Source organism: Bradyrhizobium sp. UFLA01-814, from assembly GCF_046718885.1.
GTDB lineage: Bacteria > Pseudomonadota > Alphaproteobacteria > Rhizobiales > Xanthobacteraceae > Bradyrhizobium > Bradyrhizobium elkanii.
In genome coordinates this window covers 1-16,567 of sequence record NZ_JAQOSR010000092.1, presented here as the reverse complement: position 1 = coordinate 16,567, position 16,567 = coordinate 1, and the positions used below count along the sequence as shown (strand labels likewise).

Sequence of the window (16,567 nt, the reverse complement as noted above, 5' to 3'; positions counted from 1 at the left end):
GTTAACCAATCTCGCTAACCCGCGCTCCATTTCGATTGGATACGACTTTCGCGGGCCGGGGGTGCACGAAACCTACTTCCGGGTGAAACGCCTGGAAGCGATTGCGGCAGATGAATCCAAACGGCAGCGCCACGTTCAACATCAAGTCGGTGATCGGCAGCGGTCCGATCCGCTGGCTGATCCTCGGTGGCGCCGTGCTGATGGCCGCGATCGCGATCGGCGCGACCTTGATGGCGGAGAATTTCCGCGATCGCGCCCTGCACAACAGCGAGCGTGAGCTCGAGAACACCGTGCTGCTGCTGGCGCGGCATTTCGACCAGCAGCTCGACGATCTCGAGGTCGTCCAGCGCGACCTGATCGCGTTCATGCGCGACAACGGAATCGCGACACCGGAGAATTACAAGCGCCGGATGTCAGCCGCCGACATCCATGCGATGCTCAAATCCAAGATGGAGGCGCTGTCCAATGTCGGCAGCCTCAACGTGTTCGACGCCGACGGCGTTCTGATCAACAGCTCGGGCGCCTGGCCGCTGCCGCAGGCCAGCATTGCCGACCGCCCCTACTTCCAGATCTTCAAATCGAGCCCCTATTCGCCCGACATGCAGGTCGCGCCGGTGGTCAGCCGCATCACCGGCAACTGGACCACCGTGATCGTCCGCAAGGTGACCGGTCCGCATGGCGAATTCCTCGGCGTGGTCGGCCGCGGCATCGAACCGGCGGCCTTCGAGAAGTTCTTCTCCACGGTGGCGCTCGGCGAAGGCGCCGCGATCTCGATGCATCATCGCGACGGCACGCTGCTGGCGCGCTATCCCCATGTCGAGGACCTGATCGGGAGGAATTTCCGCAACGGTCCGGCCAATCAGCAGCAGGTGTTCGAGCTGCCGCAGAGCACGACGCGGCTCGCCAGCCCGGTCGACGGCAAGGATCGCCTGGTGTCGTCGCGGGCGCTGACCAAGTTCCCGATCGTCGTCGTCGCGACGAGCACCACGGAGGCGGCGCTCGCCAACTGGCGCGAGCAGATCGGCATCCTGATCGCGGTGACCAGCATCTCGGTGCTGGCGATTGCGATCCTGCTGACGCTGGTGGTGCGCAAGCTGGTGCAGCAGCATCGCGCCCAGCAGCAGCGCCTGACGCTGGAGAAGCTGCGGCTCGACACCGCCGTCAACAACATGACGCAGGGGCTGTTGCTGTTCGATGCCGCGCAGCGCCTCGTGATCTGCAACAGGCGCTATATCGAGATGTACGGCTTGTCGGCCGACATCATCAGGCCCGGCTGCAGCTTCCGCGACGTCATCGTGCATCGACACCGGACCGGCTCGTTCCAGGGCGACGTCGAGCGCTACGTCAATCTCGTGCTGCGCGACGTCGGCATCCGCAACACCATGGTGATCACGACGCCCGACGGGCGCTCGATCCAGGTCGTCAACGAGCCGCTGGCCGATGGCGGCTGGCTTGCGACCCACGAGGACGTCACCGAGCGCCGCCGTGCCGAGGAGCGCATCACGCATCTCGCCCACTACGATGCTCTCACCGACCTGCCGAACCGCGCGCTGTTCCACGAGGAGATCAGACGCGAGCTGCCGCATGTCACCCCCGACAGCCAGCTTGCGGTGCTCTATATCGACATCGACGAATTCAAGGGCGTCAACGACTCGCTCGGCCACATGGTCGGCGACGAGCTTCTCAAGTCCGTGGCGCGGACGCTGAGCGGCGTGATCGGCGAAGGCGATTTCGTCGCCCGCCTCGGCGGCGACGAGTTCGCGATCGTGCAGACCGGGGTGAAGAGCGAGGCCGAGGTCACCGACCTCGTCGCGCGCATCTACGAGGTGATCCGCGCGCCCTATCAATGCCTCGGCCATCAGGTCACGACCGACGCCAGCATCGGCATCGCGCTGGCGCCGAAGGACGGCACCGATCTCGACCAGATCATGAAGAACGCCGATCTTGCGATGTATGCGGCGAAGTCGGCCGGCCGGCGCGTCTTCCGCTTCTTCGAGCCGGCGATGGATGCCGACGCCCGCGCCCGCCGCGAGCTCGAGATGGAGTTGCGGCAGACGATCGCCGCCGGCAGCGGGCTCGAAGTGCATTACCAGCCCTGCGTCGACCTGCGCAGCAACGAGATCACCGGCTGCGAGGCGCTGGTGCGCTGGCGTCATCCACAGCGCGGCATGATCTCGCCGGCCGAATTCGTGCCGATCGCCGAAGAGACCGGCCTGATCAACCAGCTCGGCGAATGGGTGCTGATGACGGCCTGCAAGGAAGCCGTGAACTGGCCCGACCACGTCAGGCTCGCCGTCAATGTCTCGCCGGTGCAGTTCCGCAGCGGCACGCTGGCGCTCAAGGTGATCGCGGCGCTTGCATCGTCGGGGCTGTCAGCGAGCCGGCTCGAGCTCGAGATCACCGAGGCGGTGCTGATCCGCGACGACGAGACGGCGCTGGCCGCGCTGCACCAGCTGCGGGCCATCGGGATCAGGATCGCGCTCGACGATTTCGGCACCGGCTATTCGTCGCTGAGCTACCTGAAACGGTTCCCGTTCGACAAGATCAAGATCGACCGCTGTTTCGTCACCGACATCGCCGATCCGCAGGGCTCGGCCGGCATCGTCGAGGCGGTCGTCAACATCGCCGCCGAGCGCAGCATGACGACGACGGCTGAAGGCGTCGAGACCGCGCAGCAGCAGCAATTGCTGCGCGAGCTCGGCTGCTCGGAAATGCAGGGCTATCTGTTCAGCCCGCCGAAACCGGCAGCCCAGATCCGCGAGCTGCTGGCCGGACATCGCCGCGGCCCCGCCGCGGGCGCGAGCACCACGCGCCGGCGCAAACCCGTCGCCGGCGCGGCGTAAGGCTGCCCGGAAGTCGGGAGCCAGAGGGCGCGCCTGCACGATTTCGGAATATTAGAAGAATACCCTGAAATTGCCCGACGTGTCAATTGCCTGGTCGAGCGCCAGCCACCACCGGCTACTTTGCATGGGGTTGTTTTCGATATTTTGGCGGCACGCCCCTGCGACGGCGCCCGGATGGAGCCAACAGGCCGCGCTAACGCGCGCCTGATGACAGGCTCCGCGCAATCCGGGGACCTTGCAAACGCGCAGACCGCTCCCGGATTTCGCTTCGCTCCATCCGGGCTACATGTGTCAGGTTCTAGTTCGGCACCGGCCGCTTCTGCGCGGCCTTGGTGTCGGCGTTCTTGGCATCGGCATTGACGGTGACGCCGCGCAACTGGTTGAACGCCGCGGCCAGCGCCTTGTCGTTCTTCTCGTCCGGCGGGACGTAGGACTGCGAGCCGGTCTGCTCGGCGCCCTCGGCGGAGAGATGGCCGCGCATCGAGGCCTCGCCCTTGATCTCCGAGCGGGTCTTGAACTCGTCCGGCACGTCTTGCAGCGCCTCGATGTCGGGCTTGATGCCGAGTGCCTGGATCGAATGGCCTGATGGCGTGAAATAGCGCGCCGTGGTCAGCGCCAGCGCGCCATTGCCGGTGCCGAGCGGAATGATGGTCTGCACCGAGCCCTTGCCGAACGAGCGGGTACCGATCAGGGTCGCGCGCTTGTGGTCGTGCAGCGCGCCGGCGACGATCTCGGAGGCGGAGGCCGAGCCGCCGTTGATCAAGACGACGAGCGGCTTGCCCTTGGTCATGTCGCCGCCATGCGCGGTGAAGCGCTGGGTCTCTTCCGGATTGCGGCCGCGGGTCGAGACCACCTCGCCGCGCTGCATCAGGGTCGAGGTCACCGAGACCGCCTGGTCGAGCAGGCCGCCGGGATTGTTGCGGAGGTCGACGACGTAGCCGGCGAGCTTGTCCTGCGGGACCTGCTTCTGGATATCGCCGATCGCCTTGCGCAGACCTTCGGTGGTCTGCTCGTTGAACGAGGTGATCCTGATATAGCCGATGTCGCCGCCCTCGACGTGATACTTCACCGGACGGACGCGGATGATCTCGCGCGTAATCGAGACCTCGATCGGCTTGTCGGCGTCCTTGCGGATGATCTTCAGCCGGATCGAGCTGTTGGGCGCGCCCTTCATCTTGTTGACGGCCTGGTCGAGCGTCATGCCCTGGATCTGGTCGTCGTCGATCGAGGTGATCACGTCGCCCGACATGATGCCGGCGCGCGAGGCCGGCGTGTCGTCGATCGGCGCCACCACCTTGACGAAGCCGTCCTCCATGGTGACCTCGATGCCGAGCCCGCCGAACTCGCCATGCGTGGTCTCCTGCATCTCCGCCCAGCCCTTCTCGTTCATGTAGCGGGAGTGCGGATCGAGCGAGGAGATCATGCCGTTGATCGCGCCCTCGACGAGCTTGGAGTCCTCGGGCTTCTCGACGTAGTCGGTCTTGACCTTCTCGAACACCTCGCCGAACAGATTGAGCTGCGAATAGGTGTTGCTGTTGTCGGAATGCGCGGCGGCGTTGGCGACGGCGAACAGATTCGCGCCCTGCGGCGAGGCCACGAGCAGGGTGAGACACGCGCCCGCGACCGTCCCGAGCAAGAAGCCAACATGTTTGCGCATTATCCGTGATCCCTTCGCTAACGGCCGGCAACGTTTCGCAACATTCGGCCCCACCCCGACGCGGGGCACCACACAACGGCTTTTTGGTCGGATCAAGGCCGCCTTGTCACCGGACCATTACGGTCCTGTCACGGTGGCCGGATCGGCCTCTTGTCAGCCCCCTGTCAGCCTTTGGTCGGCCTTTGGCCCAGTCTCCCGCAACCCGTTCTGCCAGGTCGACGGCTGGGTGCCGAATCCGCGCTTGGCCCGCGTGCCCAGCCAATAGCCGAACTGCGGAGGAACATTACGGAACGGCCCCTCGACGCCGAGCTTGAGCGCGGCGTCCATCGGCCAGTTCGGGTTATTGAGGATTTCCCGGCCGACGGCGATCAAATCTGCTTGTTTATCACGCAGGATTTGTTCGGCCTGGTCCCCGTGGATGATCAGGCCGACCGCCATGGTCATGATATCGGCATGGGCGCGGACATATTCCGCGAGCGGCACCTGATAGTTGTACTTGATCTCCTTGCCCAGGATCGGCGCCATCTCGCTGATTCCGCCCGATGAGCAGTCGATCACATCGACGCACTTCGCTTTCAGGATCCTGGCGAGCCGCGCGCTCTGCTCCGGGCCCCAGCCGGCATTGTCCTCGACCGACAGCCGCACGAACAGCGGCTTGTGATCCGGCCAGTGCGCCCGCACCGCCTCGGTGACCTCGATCAGGAAGCGCATCCGGTTGGCTTCCGAGCCGCCATATTCGTCGCTGCGCTGGTTGGAGCGCCCGGAGAGGAATTCGTGCACGAGATAGCCATGGGCGCCGTGCAGTTCCAGCACCTCGAACCCTGCCTGATGCGCGCGTCGTGCCGCCTGCCCCCAGGCCGCGACGAGGTCCTTCACCTCGTGCGTGTCCAGCACGCGCGGCACCGGCCAGCGCTCGCTATGGGCGATCGCGCTCGGCGCCACCGGCGTCCAGGCATCCCAGTCCTCGATCTCGGCGGTGCGTTCGAGCGGGCGATCGCCCTCCCAGGGCCGGCTCGCACGCGCCTTGCGGCCGGAATGGCCGAGCTGGATGCCGGCGACCGCGTTCTGCTGCTTGATGAAGCCCACCAGGCGGCTGAGCGGCGCGATGAACTTGTCGTCCCAGATGCCGAGATCGCCGATCGTGCCGCAGCCGCGCCGCTCGACCTTGGTCGATTCGACGATCACGAGACCGGCGCCGCCGGCGGCGAACTTGCCGGCATTCATCAGATGCCAGTCGGTCGGAAAGCCCTTCTCGGCGGAATATTGGTGCATGGGCGGCACCACGATGCGGTTCTTCAGCGTGACGCCGCGGATGGTCATTGGCGAAAACAGCAGCTTGTCGGACATCGCTTCCTCATTATGCGTCGTTACCCGGCGCGCGGGACCGATCTTGTGTTTGGCGCGGACGATATACGCACCGCGCGATGGCCGATAGAGGCACGCGGCGGCCACTCAAACGGATCGCTGTAGCGAGCCGCGGCACGTTCGCCATGCCTGTTCCCTCGCGGCGATTTTTCGCCCGCATAGGAAATGATGATCGCGATGCGTGTTGTCCCCGGCAACCCAGAGGAGGGACACTCATGAGGACCCGCACGATCGCACTGCTCATCGCCGGTGCCATGGCAACCGGCCCGATCCTGGCGCAACACGCGGTTGCCCAGAACCTGCAAAACGAGGCCGACAAGGGCGCCAAGACCCGCAACTCCGGTGAATCCGGTTACGTCGGCGATCAGGACAAGCCCGGCGCGGCCGCAACGCCTCCGGGACGCCCCGATACCGCCGCCGGTTCCCCAGATGCCACGACGTCTCCGAGCGCTCAGAGTTCCGGAACCGGGATCGCCGGCGCTCCGGGCAACAAGAGCGGGCCGCCCGCCAAGCAAGGCACGGTCGGTTCGAACTCGCAAAACCTGCATGTCCAGGAACAGGATTCGTCGAACGTCAAGGGACAGCCCGGCAACAAGAGCGGCCCACCCGCAAAGCGCTAGGCAGCGCGCCATAACCCGGATGGCGCCGGCACAAAGTTCGCTGAGCCCGATCGGCGCAGGTTCGACACGAGCGGTCGAGCGAAGGTGTTCCGATCCTATTGAGCGGCCTTGCGGCTCGCGGAGAGGTCGGTCGGGCAATTTGCTCCGCATTCAATCGACTTCTTCTGGTCGGCAACGCGCCATACCAGCAACGCGACCAGGACAATGATGGTGACGGTGAGCTTGGCCAATGCGTCGTGGTTCAATGTCGGCTCCGCAGAACAATCGGCATAACGGAAAAAATCAGCTGCAAGCGGAAATGTGACCCCGACACCCTTTGGGGCCGAGAGCCAACGCTGGGGGGCGTCCACCGGGCCCGCATTCGATTCGGGCCGGCCGACGTCATGATGGTACGGTCCTGGCGCGGTCCGCAAGCTTCTCAGTCTGCATGGCAGCATGGCACGGCCGGCCGCAGCCGGTTGGAACATAGTCATCGGTGTGCGGTTCACCGGCTGTCCTCTGATTCATTGCCCCAGAGGCACACACGACCTCCTGCGGCCCCAGCCGTCACGCTGGGGCCGTAAATCATTGGAGGTGCACGCGGACTGCTGTTGGTCGCGGGGTGAGTGAACGATCTCCGAGAACCACAATCGATTTGCGCGGGCGCGCCCACAAATGACGTAGCCTATACAGGCCAGATCGCGGTCAGAGCTTCGCGAGCCTCGCCGCGCCCGCCGCGATTGCTTCGTTGAAGCTGGTGTCCCAGAATTTTCCAACCTCCGCGCGCGCGTCGAGCACGCCGAGCTTGAGGAAGGTGTCGGCGACCTTCTGGTGCGTCTCCGGCACGTCAGGCGTCACCCCGGCGAGCGCGAAGTCGTCGCTGCGACGGGCGAACTGGTCGAGAATGTCCTGCAGCGGCAGATGCGTCTCCGCCACCTGCGCGGCCGCATACACCGGAAAATTCTTGTTGGCGAACGCATAAGCGCGCTGGATCCGCAGCAGCAGATCGCTCACGGCCGCGTGACGCAGCGGATCGTCGACGGCCTTCGGATTGGCGTAGATCGGGAAATTTCCCGAGAGATAGCCGGCGCCGGTCTTGAGCAGCCGCGCGCCCTGCTTGGCGATCGCGAGTTGCCCGTTATAGCCGTAGATCGCCCAGGCATCGAGCTTGCCGGAGGCGAACGCCGAATAGCCGTCGGACGGCGTCAGATTGATGGCCTCGATATCGCCAAACGCAAGGCCGGCTTCCTCGAGTTGCTTGGCGAGGAAATAATGCGCCGTGGTCGCGCGCACATAGCCGACGCGCTTTCCCTTGAGATCAGCGATCGAATGGATCGGCGCGTCTTTCGCCGCCACCGTGACCTGGATGTTGAGATCCTCATGGGTGACAGCGACGAAGCGCACCTTGGCATTCTGGCGCGCCGCGAACATCGCCGGAATCTCGCTGCCCGAACCGATGTCGAGCGCGTCGCCGTTCAAGGCCTCGATGTGGAGCACACCGTTGTTGAGCTCCTTCCACTCGATCCTGTACGGCGTCTTGTCCTCGCCCGCGGCCTGCAACAGCTGGCGCCAGCCGCCCTTGTAGTAGGCAACGCGCAATGTAACGCCGCTGAGATCGGTGCCGCCCCCCGCCCCGGTCTCCGCGCGCGCACCGCCGGTGATCAGACTTCCGGCAAGCACGCCGAGCGCAGAACGTCGCGAAAGCGAAAATGGCGTAGTCACCGGCTTGAGCTCCTGAACAACAGTCACAACTGCTGCGAGCTTAAGAGAAAACCGCCCGATGTATATGAGACGCTATTTCGTTTTTCGCCATGCGCGCGAAAAGCCGTTCCATGGATTGATGGCTGGACGCGGCGATCTGTTTTCCGCCGCCCTGTCGGCCAATTGTAGCCCGGATGAGCGAGCGCGATATCCGGGGTCACGCCATCGATTCAAGCTGGACCTTACCCGCATGTCGCTTTGCTCATTCGGGCTACTTTCTGCTACTTCGCAACCTCGTACACATCGGGATCGAAGCTCGAGCTCGGATTGGCGAAGGCGTGGCGCAGCGCCGGCGACATCGGCACGTTGTAATTGATGCCTTTCGGCGGGGTCGGCGCTTCCAGCCACTTCCTGTACATGACCTCGATCTCGGGGCTCTTGTAGAGCTCCGCCGTGGCGCGGTCGGCGAGCGTCTTGAACGGGATGTCCTCTCTGCGCAGCATGATTCCGAACGGCTCTGCCTTCGAGAACGCCTCCTCGCTGATCATGTAGAGCGAAGGCTGTTTCGATCGCGCGATCGCGACGGCGAGCTGGACGTCGTCGAGCGCGTAGGCCTGGGCGCGATCGGTCTCCAGCATCAGGAACGCCTCGGCCTGGTCCTTGGCCGGGAGGACGTTGATGCCGAGCTTGCGTTCGGTGTTGACCTTGATGAGCTGCGTGAGGTTCACCGAGCCCGCAACAGCGGTGACGGACTTCCCCTTGAGATCGTCGATCGTGTTGATCTCAGCGGATTTCTTGGCGGCAAAGCGTGTCGCGCTGAGGAAGTGCGTGTTGGTGAAGGTCACCTGCTTCTGGCGGTCGGCGCTGTTGGTGGTCGCCGAGCAATGCAGATCGATCGTGCCGTTGACCATCAACGGAATGCGGTTCGACGAGGTCACCGGGAGGTAGTCGACGGCGATGTCAGATACGCCGAGCTCCTTCTTCACGGCATCGACGATCTTCAGGCAGATGTCGAGCGCAAAGCCGATCGGCCGCTGATTGTCGTCGAGATAGCTGAAGGGAACGGAAGCCTCCTGAAAGCCGAGCGTGACCTTCTTCGTTTCCTTGATCTTCTGCAGCGTGCCCGACAGCTCCTCCGCCGCCGCGGGGCTTGCGGCGAGCGTGAGAGCGAAGAAGATGGCGGGCAAACGCATCGGCGGCTCCTGTGCGGTGATCAGACGGCGGTGATAGCGCACACATGAGCCCGGAGCCAGATGACGGTGTGTCTAGCAGCTATCGCACTTTGCTATGGTCCGCCTGCCAAGGTTGCAGCCGCGGCCGCGACGCATCCCTAGCGCTGCGCCCCGCCCTCGAGCAGGCGGTCGCCGACCAGGCGGACCGCGCCACGGGTCCAGGAATAATCGGCGCCCATCCGCAGGCCGCTGTCGCCGCGTGAGACGACCGCGCCGCTGCGGGCGTCGCGCAGCTGGAAGCCGACCGTGTATTCGGTCCGGCTGACCCGCCTGATCACGCCGATCAGCGATTGATCGGCGCCGAGCTGCTGCGCAATCGCGGCCTCGCAGCCGTCGCAGTCGCGCAGCGCATGTGCCTTGACGGGCTCCGCGGTCGCGCCGCCGGTATCGACCAGGCGGTAGCGGCCCGACTGCGCAAGCCGGTCACGCACGCCCTTCGTGACATCGGCGAGATAGGCTGCATCGGAGCCGGCAAGACCGGCCGCGGTTGCCGCCGAAGTATCCTCGAGCTCGAATTCGAACACCGCAAGCCCGATCGGCGCCGCAGCGGCGGTCGGCGGCAGCGCGGCTGCAAGGGCGCGGCGCACCTCGCGCGACACGAACATCGCCGCGTGGTCCCATGCCTCGTCAGTGTCGCCGCGAAACGTGTAGAGCTTCTCGTAGAGCACCTGGCTCGCGCTGACGTCGATGACCGCCACCTTGGCCCACTGGATCAGCGTGCTCATCTTCTGCACGCCGCCGATAACCTTGATCCGGGCCTCGCCCGCAGGCGCCGTCGATGGCACCAGGCGATAGTGCGGCTCCGCGGCGACATCGGCGCGCAGCGTCCGCATCAACGCATCCAGCCGCCTCTGGTGCACGGCAGTCTGGTCGATCACCTCGCCCGAGGTGTCGACGTAGCTGAAATCATCAATGCTGACGCCGAGCTGAGATGCCGGCACCGTGCCGGTTTCGGCGCGCAGCGGACAAGGTCCGGCCAGAAGGCCGGTCAACGCGAGGGCGAGCAAGACAAGACGGGATTGACGCATGGTCTGGGCCTTTCGGGTGCTAGGCGGGCGGGTCGGTCGCATCCTGGGCCAACTGGCCGCCGCGCGCAGCGGAGTGCCTCCCGCCCGGTGCCGGGAAAATTTCACGACGACGGTCCGCGCCGAAAGAACGCCTATGGCAGCGCTTCTCGGCGCCTCCGTTCTGCCGTTTAATGTGCATGACGGCCCTGCCCGCGATCGCGCACCGAGGCTCGTCTGCGATCTTGAGGATACGCCAATGTGGAATTGGTCCGGAAGCGATCTGAAACTGCGGCTGACGTTGCGCGTGGCGATCGTCTCGACGCTCTGCTTTGCCGTCATCTCCGGCTATTTCCTGATCGAGGCCGACCGCTCGGTGCGCGGGCGGATCGCGGCCGTTGCCGATGTCGCCGCCAAGACGCTGGAGCTGCAGCAGAGCAAGATCCAGTGGCTGAACAATGCGCGTTCCGACTTTCCCGATCTCGACAGCGTTGCCGCTACGGTCATGACGCCGGGATTGTGCATCGCCTTTCGCAGCAATAGCGGCGAGATCAGCCAACGCTTCTGCGGCGGCGCGCAGACTGACACGGCCGCGCCGCCGCTGGCCTTCGCGGCGCTCTATCGCCGCCTGTTCGATCCCGGCCGCGAGGCGGTGCGGCAGGTGGTTTCGCGCGGCAACGCCATCGGCGAAGCGGTGGCCTGGATCGATCCGGCGGTGCCGACCGCCGAGGCCTGGCACGATGCCGGCCGGCTGATGGCGGTGTTCATGATCGCGCTGCCGCTGCTCTGCGCCCTGGTCTATGCGGCGCTGGCGCGCGCGCTGCGTCCGACGCGGCAGATCCGCGACGGGCTCGAGCGGATCGCCGCAGGCGACCTCGCCGCGCGCCTGCCGGCGTTCGATCTCGCCGAACTGTCGGCGATCGGCGACGTCTTCAACCAGCTCGCCGAGCGCCTCGCCGCCGCACTCTCCGACCGCAACGCGCTGACGCAAAAACTGATCCTGGTGCAGGACGAGGAGCGCCGGCACCTCGCGCGCGAGCTGCATGACGAGTTCGGGCAGTCGCTGGCCGCCATCCGTGCGCTCGCCGCCTCGGCGCGCCAGACCGCGGCGGCGGATTGCCCGCCTTTGCTCGCCGAATGCGACGGCATCGCGCGGACCGCGACCGACATGATGGAGACGTTGCGCGGCGCCCTCTTCCGGCTCCGCCCGCCCGATGTCGACGAACTCGGACTTGCGGCCAGCCTCGAGGGTCTGGTCGCCGGCTGGAACGGCCGCAGCCGGGGGCAGCCGCGGTTCGAGATCATCATATCGGGATCGTTCGAGCGCCTTGCGGCCTCCGTCAGCGCCAATCTCTACCGCATCGTGCAGGAGGCGCTCACCAACGCCGCCAAGCACGCCGGCGCGACGCGCGTGATGCTGCGGCTTGAGATGCGCGAGGCGCCGCCCGGCGGCGGCAGCGCGATCGCGCTCGCGATCGACGATGACGGCCAGCCCGGCGATCCACAAGGCGATCCCCAGCTCAAGTCCGGCCTCGGCCTGCTCGGCATGCGCGAACGGGTCGCTGCGCTGGGCGGGCGGCTCAGCTTCGAGACCGGACAGCCCAGCGGCTCCTCGCTCCGCGTCATCGTTCCCGTCGCGGCCAGCCGAGAGGCCGCACCGGTGGAGCGCGCGGCATGAGCCAAGCCGCGCGAACTATCATGCTGGTCGACGACCACGCCGTCGTCCGGGAGGGCTACCGGGCGATGCTGCAGAAGCAGCCGGGCCTCTGCGTCGTCGCCGAAGCCTCCGACGGCGTCGAGGCCTACCGCCTCTACAAGGAGACCGGGCCCGACCTCGTCATCATGGACCTGTCGATGCCCGGCATCGGCGGCATCGAGGCCATCCGCCGCCTCCGGCAGTGGGACAGGCGCGCAAAAATCCTGGTGTTCACCATGCACCAGAACGCGGCCTTTGCCGTGCAGGCGATCCGCGCCGGCGCGAGCGGCTATGTCACCAAGACCAGCCCGCCGGAGACGCTGGTGCACGCCGTGATGGATGCGCTGTCGGGCAAGATCGCGATCAGCCCGGATATCGACCACGAGCTCGCGCTCAGCCACCTTGCCGGCGAGAGGAAGGCTGCCGACCTCCTGACCGCGCGGGAATTCGAGGTGCTGCGGATGCTGCTCGCGGAGAACGCCACCGAGGAGATCGCCGAGGCGCTGCACCTCAGCCCGAAGACGGTCGCGAACCTGCATTCCCTGATCAAGGACAAGCTCGGGGTCGGCACGGATATCGAGCTGGTCCGCCTCGCGTTGCGGCAGGGTATCCTGACGCAGACCGACCTCGGCGAACGCTGAGCCTCCGTGGCGGCGCCAGCGAGGCCGCGTACCGGTAAATCGAGCCGCATTTGCCTCCGGGCAAACCGAACATCGAGCCGCATCGTCGAATGGCCGAGTCCCGAGAAAGTCGCGTACCAGGCGTAACAGGAGAGCCTCGATACTGGCGCGCCTGGGACCATAGTCCAGAGACTGGACTACCTTGGTGGCCCTCGTGATGCTAAAGTTCTCGTCATGAAAGGCTATGGATCATTTTGCCCCGTAGCCAAAGCTGCGGAAATTCTCACGGAGCGGTGGACCCCGCTCTTGCTCCGCGAACTGCTGCTGGGGTCCCGCCACTTCAACCAGCTTCGCCGCGGCATTCCACAGATGTCGCCGACCCTCCTCTCCAAGCGCCTGCAAACTCTAGAAGAGGCCGGGCTAGTCTCACGCCAACCAGGCGACAACGGGCATTGGGAGTACCATCCAACCCAGGCGGCCAGGGAAGCCAGGCCAATTATCGATGCAATGGGCTATTGGGGCCACAAATGGGCTCGCAGCCAGCTCACACCGAACGAACTCCACGCGGGCCGGCTCATGTGGAATATGCGCCGTTCGTTCGATCTAAGGCACATTCCATGCGACTTCGTGCTGTACATTGAGATTGCGGACGCTCGGCCGAAGCGCTGGTGGTTTGTTGTGAAGAAGGAGGAAGCCGATCTCTGCTGGGATGACCCCGGCTTCAAGGTCGATATCAGCCTCTATGCGAGTCTGCTGACGCTTGTGCAGATTTTCGTAGACGAGATGCCGCTGCTACGGGCGCGTGAGCTCGGCAAAATCGAGATCGACGGTCCTAAGCATCTTGTGAACAGCATGCGGGCTTGGTTTCCACGTAGCAAATATGCCAGTGAGGCGTCTGCGGCCGCAGGGCAAGTCTTAGCTAGCTGAAAGACACCTCTCCAGTCCACTTTTTGGACTAGTGACCCTGCTTCCCCCAGCTGTAGCGTTTGCGAATGCGCTCATGCGCTGAGCATCTCAGCTAAAGGAGGCAAGGATGAGCCGCCCTTCTCTTCTTTCATACGCCCTGCTTTTGATCTTCACTTGTGCTTGCGTTGGTCATGCAGCAGCAGACCCACTTGCCGACGAACTTTCCTCTGTGGCTGCCAAGTGGGATGCCGCCATCAACAACGCAGACTTCGATGCCCTGCTTCCATTGTATACCGCTGACGGCAGATTGATGCCGCCCGGTGCGCAGCCGGTCACCGGCCCTTTGGCAATCCGTAGTTTCTTTGCCGGGCGGGGAAGAAGCGTCAGAGAGCACAAGGTTGAGCTGGTCGATGTGTTGTCCATGGGAAACTACGCCTACACCACCTCGCATTTCACGGCCACGCTAGTGGTAAATGAGAAGGCGGCGCCAATTTCTGGCAGCACCGTGAGACTGCTTGAACGCCAACCCGACGGGCAGTGGAAGATAAAGTCCCACATTTTCGTCAAGGAATAGATTCGCGGGTGCTACTGCTACGCAGTCAGCCTCCCGGCGACGCCAGCTATGGAACCCTGCCAGCTATGGAACCCTTGCGGGACCGCCGAGGATTGAATAGCCTGCTGCTCGCCATGAGCTGCAGGCTCATTCGCCCCTCGCGCGACTGGCGAGCTTACGTGGAATTGACCACGGTGAAGCGCGAAGGGTTCCAACGCCGTTCGCCTGGGCAACCCGTTCAGCTGATGATCCAGCGTCTTAGGGAGCCCGGACCATGCCGTCATTCCGCAATGAACTCCACCTCAACGATTCGGAAGTTGCCCTTGCGCTCGAGGGCGAAGAGCGCCGCCAGCAAGACGGCGTCGAGCTGATTCCGTCGGAGAACTACACATATCCCGAGGTTCTTGAGCTGCTTGGATCGGTGTTCACCAACAAGTATTCCGAGGGCTATCCGGGACGCCGCTATTACGGCGGCCAGGAATTTACGGACCAGATAGAGAACCTTGCCCGACAGCGAGCGTGTGCGCTGTTCCGCACCGAACATGCCAACGTTCAGCCTCTGTCCGGGTCGCCAATGAACCAGGCCGTGTATCTCGGCCTGCTGCAGCCCGGCGATACGATATTGGCGATGGACCTGTCACACGGCGGCCATCTCACCCACGGCGCGCCCGTGTCGCACATGGGGCGGCTCTTCAACTTCGCCCGTTACAAGACGCAGCCGTCAAACGGCGGCGCCATCGATTTCGATGAGCTCCGCGCCATGGCCCGGCACGTCCGTCCGAAGCTGGTGCTGTGCGGCTACAGCTCCTATCCGCGCGATCTGGATTATGCGTCCTTCAAGAGCATCGCCGATGAGGTGGGTGCACTGACCATGGCCGACGTCAGCCATTACGGCGGCCTGATCGCCGGCAACGCCTTGCGCAATCCGCTCGATGCGGGTTTCGACGTGATGACGACGACATCGCACAAAACGCTTCGCGGGCCGCGTGGCGGCATCGTTCTTTGTCGCCGGGAGTTCGCCGGCAAGATTGACGCGTCGGTGTTCCCGGGATTGCAGGGCGGTCCGCACATGAACGTTGTGGCCGGAACCGCGGTCACGCTGAAGAAGGCATCGACGTCCGATTTTCAGGCCTATGCAAGGCTGGTCATGCGCAACGCGAAGGTCCTGGCCGAAGCGTTGATGGAACGCGGCATGACGTTGATCACCGGCGGAACCGACAATCACATGATGGTCGTGGATACGGTGGCCAGCGTCGGCCTGGACGGCGGCGCGGCCGAGAACATCCTCGACGCCGTCGGGGTCACCGCAAACAAGCAGATCATTCCCGACGATCCGCGTCCGCCGCTCAGGCCGAGCGGCATTCGCCTCGGGACGCCGGCGGCGACCACGCGCGGCATGGGCGAGCCCGAAATGCGCCTCATCGCCGAACTCATTGCGGAATCCCTCCGGTCGAGGGGAGATGCAGTGGTCGTCAAGCGACTGAGGTCAAACAGCGTCGAGATGTGCCGCGCTTTCCCCGTTCCGGGGATCGCGCCGCCCTCATAGCAGCCGAGCCGCGTTCCTGTTCCGCATTCGTCGCTCACTCGGCCGGGTGTGCGGCCTGCATGGGCACGTCGTGAAGGTTCCCCGGGAAAGACCGGAACGGAAATCGATGCTGTTCGTTGGACCGCATGATCTCGAAGACGGAGCGTCCAACGCCGTGACCCGGAAAACCCTACAAGCACGCTCGGAGCAGGCGCTCGTCGTCATCATTCTCAGCACCGGTGCGCTGATCGGTTACCTCGGCCTGGCGCTGTCCAGGATGTGAGAGCTACGCTGGCGGGCACCAAGCGGCTGGCAAGCATCGGGCCGCCGGCAAGCATCAAGTCGCTTGGTGCGCTGAAAGTTCGCGCGCGCGTGCGACTGAGTTGCCCGACCCACAAACGACGACTTATATTGGGTGTCGTCCCTGCGAAAGCAGGGACGCATAACCACAAATGCTGATTGTTGAACGACGCAGGGACGACGAGTCCCGTTCTCAATACCCGCTGCGGCGTATGGGTCCCTGCTCCCGTGCGCAATTGCGCACTAGGCAGGGATGACGTGGGGAGAGAATCGTGTGCTCTCATTCTCCCCGCGTCATGCTCGCGCATGTGAGCGATGCAGTACGCCACGGCCTCTCTGCTCAAGCACAGCCGTCTCTGGAATACTGGATCATGCGCATGCGCATGTGATGACAACGCGGTGTTTGACGTCTTGAATCGCGAACCAACCTCATCGTCGTCCCGGCGAAAGCCGGCAACTGTTATGGGCTTTCGGTCTCGCATCATGGCGTTGAGGACCGTGAGCAGCTTCCTGGCGACGGCGATGAGGGCGAGTTTGGCTGGTTTTCCCGCCTGTCGCAGTCGTGC

At 64.7% G+C, this 16,567-nt stretch carries 14 protein-coding genes, 1 pseudogene and 1 riboswitch; of the genes and pseudogenes, 8 read left to right on the top strand and 7 right to left on the bottom strand.

Annotated features, from left to right (window positions below; genetic code table 11):
• Positions 1-110: 110 nt before the first annotated feature.
• Complete coding sequence (locus PMN64_RS25540; RefSeq protein WP_411782615.1) at positions 111-2,843, top strand: EAL domain-containing protein; 2,733 nt, start codon at positions 111-113, stop codon at positions 2,841-2,843.
• A 298-nt stretch (positions 2,844-3,141) separates the two neighbouring features.
• On the opposite strand, the gene PMN64_RS25535 is transcribed toward PMN64_RS25540, so the two are convergent.
• Together PMN64_RS25535 and PMN64_RS25530 are read right to left on the bottom strand one after the other, a co-directional pair.
• Positions 3,142-4,500: a S41 family peptidase gene (locus PMN64_RS25535; protein WP_411782614.1), complete on the bottom strand. Its 1,359-nt coding sequence runs from the start codon at positions 4,498-4,500 to the stop codon at positions 3,142-3,144.
• Between the two features lie 153 nt (positions 4,501-4,653).
• A complete protein-coding gene (locus tag PMN64_RS25530; protein ID WP_411782613.1) occupies positions 4,654-5,847 on the bottom strand; it encodes an NADH:flavin oxidoreductase/NADH oxidase in 1,194 nt (397 codons plus the stop codon).
• Between the two features lie 233 nt (positions 5,848-6,080).
• Here PMN64_RS25530 and PMN64_RS25525 point away from each other — a divergent pair, with 233 nt between their 5' ends.
• Complete coding sequence (locus PMN64_RS25525; protein ID WP_411782612.1) at positions 6,081-6,485, top strand: hypothetical protein; 405 nt, start codon at positions 6,081-6,083, stop codon at positions 6,483-6,485.
• 95 nt (positions 6,486-6,580) lie between these two features.
• Here PMN64_RS25525 and PMN64_RS25520 read toward each other — a convergent pair whose 3' ends face one another.
• The 4 genes from PMN64_RS25520 to PMN64_RS25505 form a co-directional block, all read right to left on the bottom strand.
• Positions 6,581-6,730, bottom strand: coding sequence for a hypothetical protein (locus PMN64_RS25520; RefSeq protein WP_018271828.1), 150 nt, complete (start codon positions 6,728-6,730; stop codon positions 6,581-6,583).
• 439 nt (positions 6,731-7,169) lie between these two features.
• Entirely contained in the window at positions 7,170-8,186 is a 1,017-nt protein-coding gene (locus tag PMN64_RS25515) for an ABC transporter substrate-binding protein (protein ID WP_244435814.1), read from the bottom strand.
• 260 nt (positions 8,187-8,446) lie between these two features.
• Positions 8,447-9,358: an amino acid ABC transporter substrate-binding protein gene (locus PMN64_RS25510; RefSeq protein ID WP_411782611.1), complete on the bottom strand. Its 912-nt coding sequence runs from the start codon at positions 9,356-9,358 to the stop codon at positions 8,447-8,449.
• 137 nt (positions 9,359-9,495) lie between these two features.
• On the bottom strand, positions 9,496-10,425 hold the full coding sequence (locus tag PMN64_RS25505; protein WP_411782610.1) for a DUF2380 domain-containing protein: 930 nt from the start codon (positions 10,423-10,425) through the stop codon (positions 9,496-9,498).
• A 235-nt stretch (positions 10,426-10,660) separates the two neighbouring features.
• On the opposite strand from PMN64_RS25505, the gene PMN64_RS25500 reads away from it, so the two are divergent.
• The 6 genes from PMN64_RS25500 to PMN64_RS25475 all read left to right on the top strand — a co-directional run bounded on the left by PMN64_RS25500 (position 10,661) and on the right by PMN64_RS25475 (position 15,984).
• A complete protein-coding gene (locus tag PMN64_RS25500) occupies positions 10,661-12,079 on the top strand; it encodes a sensor histidine kinase (RefSeq protein ID WP_411782609.1) in 1,419 nt (472 codons plus the stop codon).
• A complete protein-coding gene (locus PMN64_RS25495) occupies positions 12,076-12,738 on the top strand; it encodes a response regulator (protein ID WP_411782608.1) in 663 nt (220 codons plus the stop codon). The genes PMN64_RS25500 and PMN64_RS25495 overlap by 4 nt, the downstream gene beginning before the upstream one ends.
• A 213-nt stretch (positions 12,739-12,951) precedes the next feature.
• Positions 12,952-13,644 (top strand): winged helix-turn-helix transcriptional regulator, encoded by a 693-nt coding sequence (locus tag PMN64_RS25490; RefSeq protein ID WP_028339681.1) that lies wholly within the window; start codon positions 12,952-12,954, stop codon positions 13,642-13,644.
• A 106-nt stretch (positions 13,645-13,750) separates the two neighbouring features.
• Positions 13,751-14,197 carry a YybH family protein gene (locus tag PMN64_RS25485; protein WP_080686678.1) on the top strand — a complete coding sequence of 149 codons (447 nt, stop codon included), beginning with the start codon at positions 13,751-13,753 and terminating at the stop codon, positions 14,195-14,197.
• A 131-nt stretch (positions 14,198-14,328) separates the two neighbouring features.
• A riboswitch (ZMP/ZTP riboswitch) is annotated at positions 14,329-14,414 on the top strand.
• A 36-nt stretch (positions 14,415-14,450) separates the two neighbouring features.
• Entirely contained in the window at positions 14,451-15,722 is a 1,272-nt protein-coding gene (gene glyA / locus PMN64_RS25480; protein WP_411782607.1) for a serine hydroxymethyltransferase, read from the top strand.
• A gap of 106 nt (positions 15,723-15,828) precedes the next feature.
• Positions 15,829-15,984: a hypothetical protein gene (locus PMN64_RS25475; RefSeq protein WP_162832422.1), complete on the top strand. Its 156-nt coding sequence runs from the start codon at positions 15,829-15,831 to the stop codon at positions 15,982-15,984.
• A 481-nt stretch (positions 15,985-16,465) separates the two neighbouring features.
• Here PMN64_RS25475 and PMN64_RS25470 read toward each other — a convergent pair.
• Positions 16,466-16,567, bottom strand: a pseudogene (locus PMN64_RS25470) (IS110 family transposase); the annotation flags it as partial.

Excerpts from the sequence above, each read along its gene's own strand:
- PMN64_RS25540 (WP_411782615.1), top strand. The coding sequence starts at position 111 with ATGAATCCAAACGGCAGCGCCACGTTCAACATCAAGTCGGTGATCGGC.
- PMN64_RS25535 (WP_411782614.1), bottom strand. The coding sequence starts at position 4,500 with ATGCGCAAACATGTTGGCTTCTTGCTCGGGACGGTCGCGGGCGCGTGT.
- PMN64_RS25530 (WP_411782613.1), bottom strand. The coding sequence starts at position 5,847 with ATGTCCGACAAGCTGCTGTTTTCGCCAATGACCATCCGCGGCGTCACG.
- PMN64_RS25525 (WP_411782612.1), top strand. The coding sequence starts at position 6,081 with ATGAGGACCCGCACGATCGCACTGCTCATCGCCGGTGCCATGGCAACC.
- PMN64_RS25510 (WP_411782611.1), bottom strand. The coding sequence starts at position 9,358 with ATGCGTTTGCCCGCCATCTTCTTCGCTCTCACGCTCGCCGCAAGCCCC.
- PMN64_RS25505 (WP_411782610.1), bottom strand. The coding sequence starts at position 10,425 with ATGCGTCAATCCCGTCTTGTCTTGCTCGCCCTCGCGTTGACCGGCCTT.
- PMN64_RS25500 (WP_411782609.1), top strand. The coding sequence starts at position 10,661 with ATGTGGAATTGGTCCGGAAGCGATCTGAAACTGCGGCTGACGTTGCGC.
- PMN64_RS25495 (WP_411782608.1), top strand. The coding sequence starts at position 12,076 with ATGAGCCAAGCCGCGCGAACTATCATGCTGGTCGACGACCACGCCGTC.
- PMN64_RS25490 (WP_028339681.1), top strand. The coding sequence starts at position 12,952 with ATGAAAGGCTATGGATCATTTTGCCCCGTAGCCAAAGCTGCGGAAATT.
- PMN64_RS25485 (WP_080686678.1), top strand. The coding sequence starts at position 13,751 with ATGAGCCGCCCTTCTCTTCTTTCATACGCCCTGCTTTTGATCTTCACT.
- glyA (WP_411782607.1), top strand. The coding sequence starts at position 14,451 with ATGCCGTCATTCCGCAATGAACTCCACCTCAACGATTCGGAAGTTGCC.
- PMN64_RS25475 (WP_162832422.1), top strand. The coding sequence starts at position 15,829 with ATGCTGTTCGTTGGACCGCATGATCTCGAAGACGGAGCGTCCAACGCC.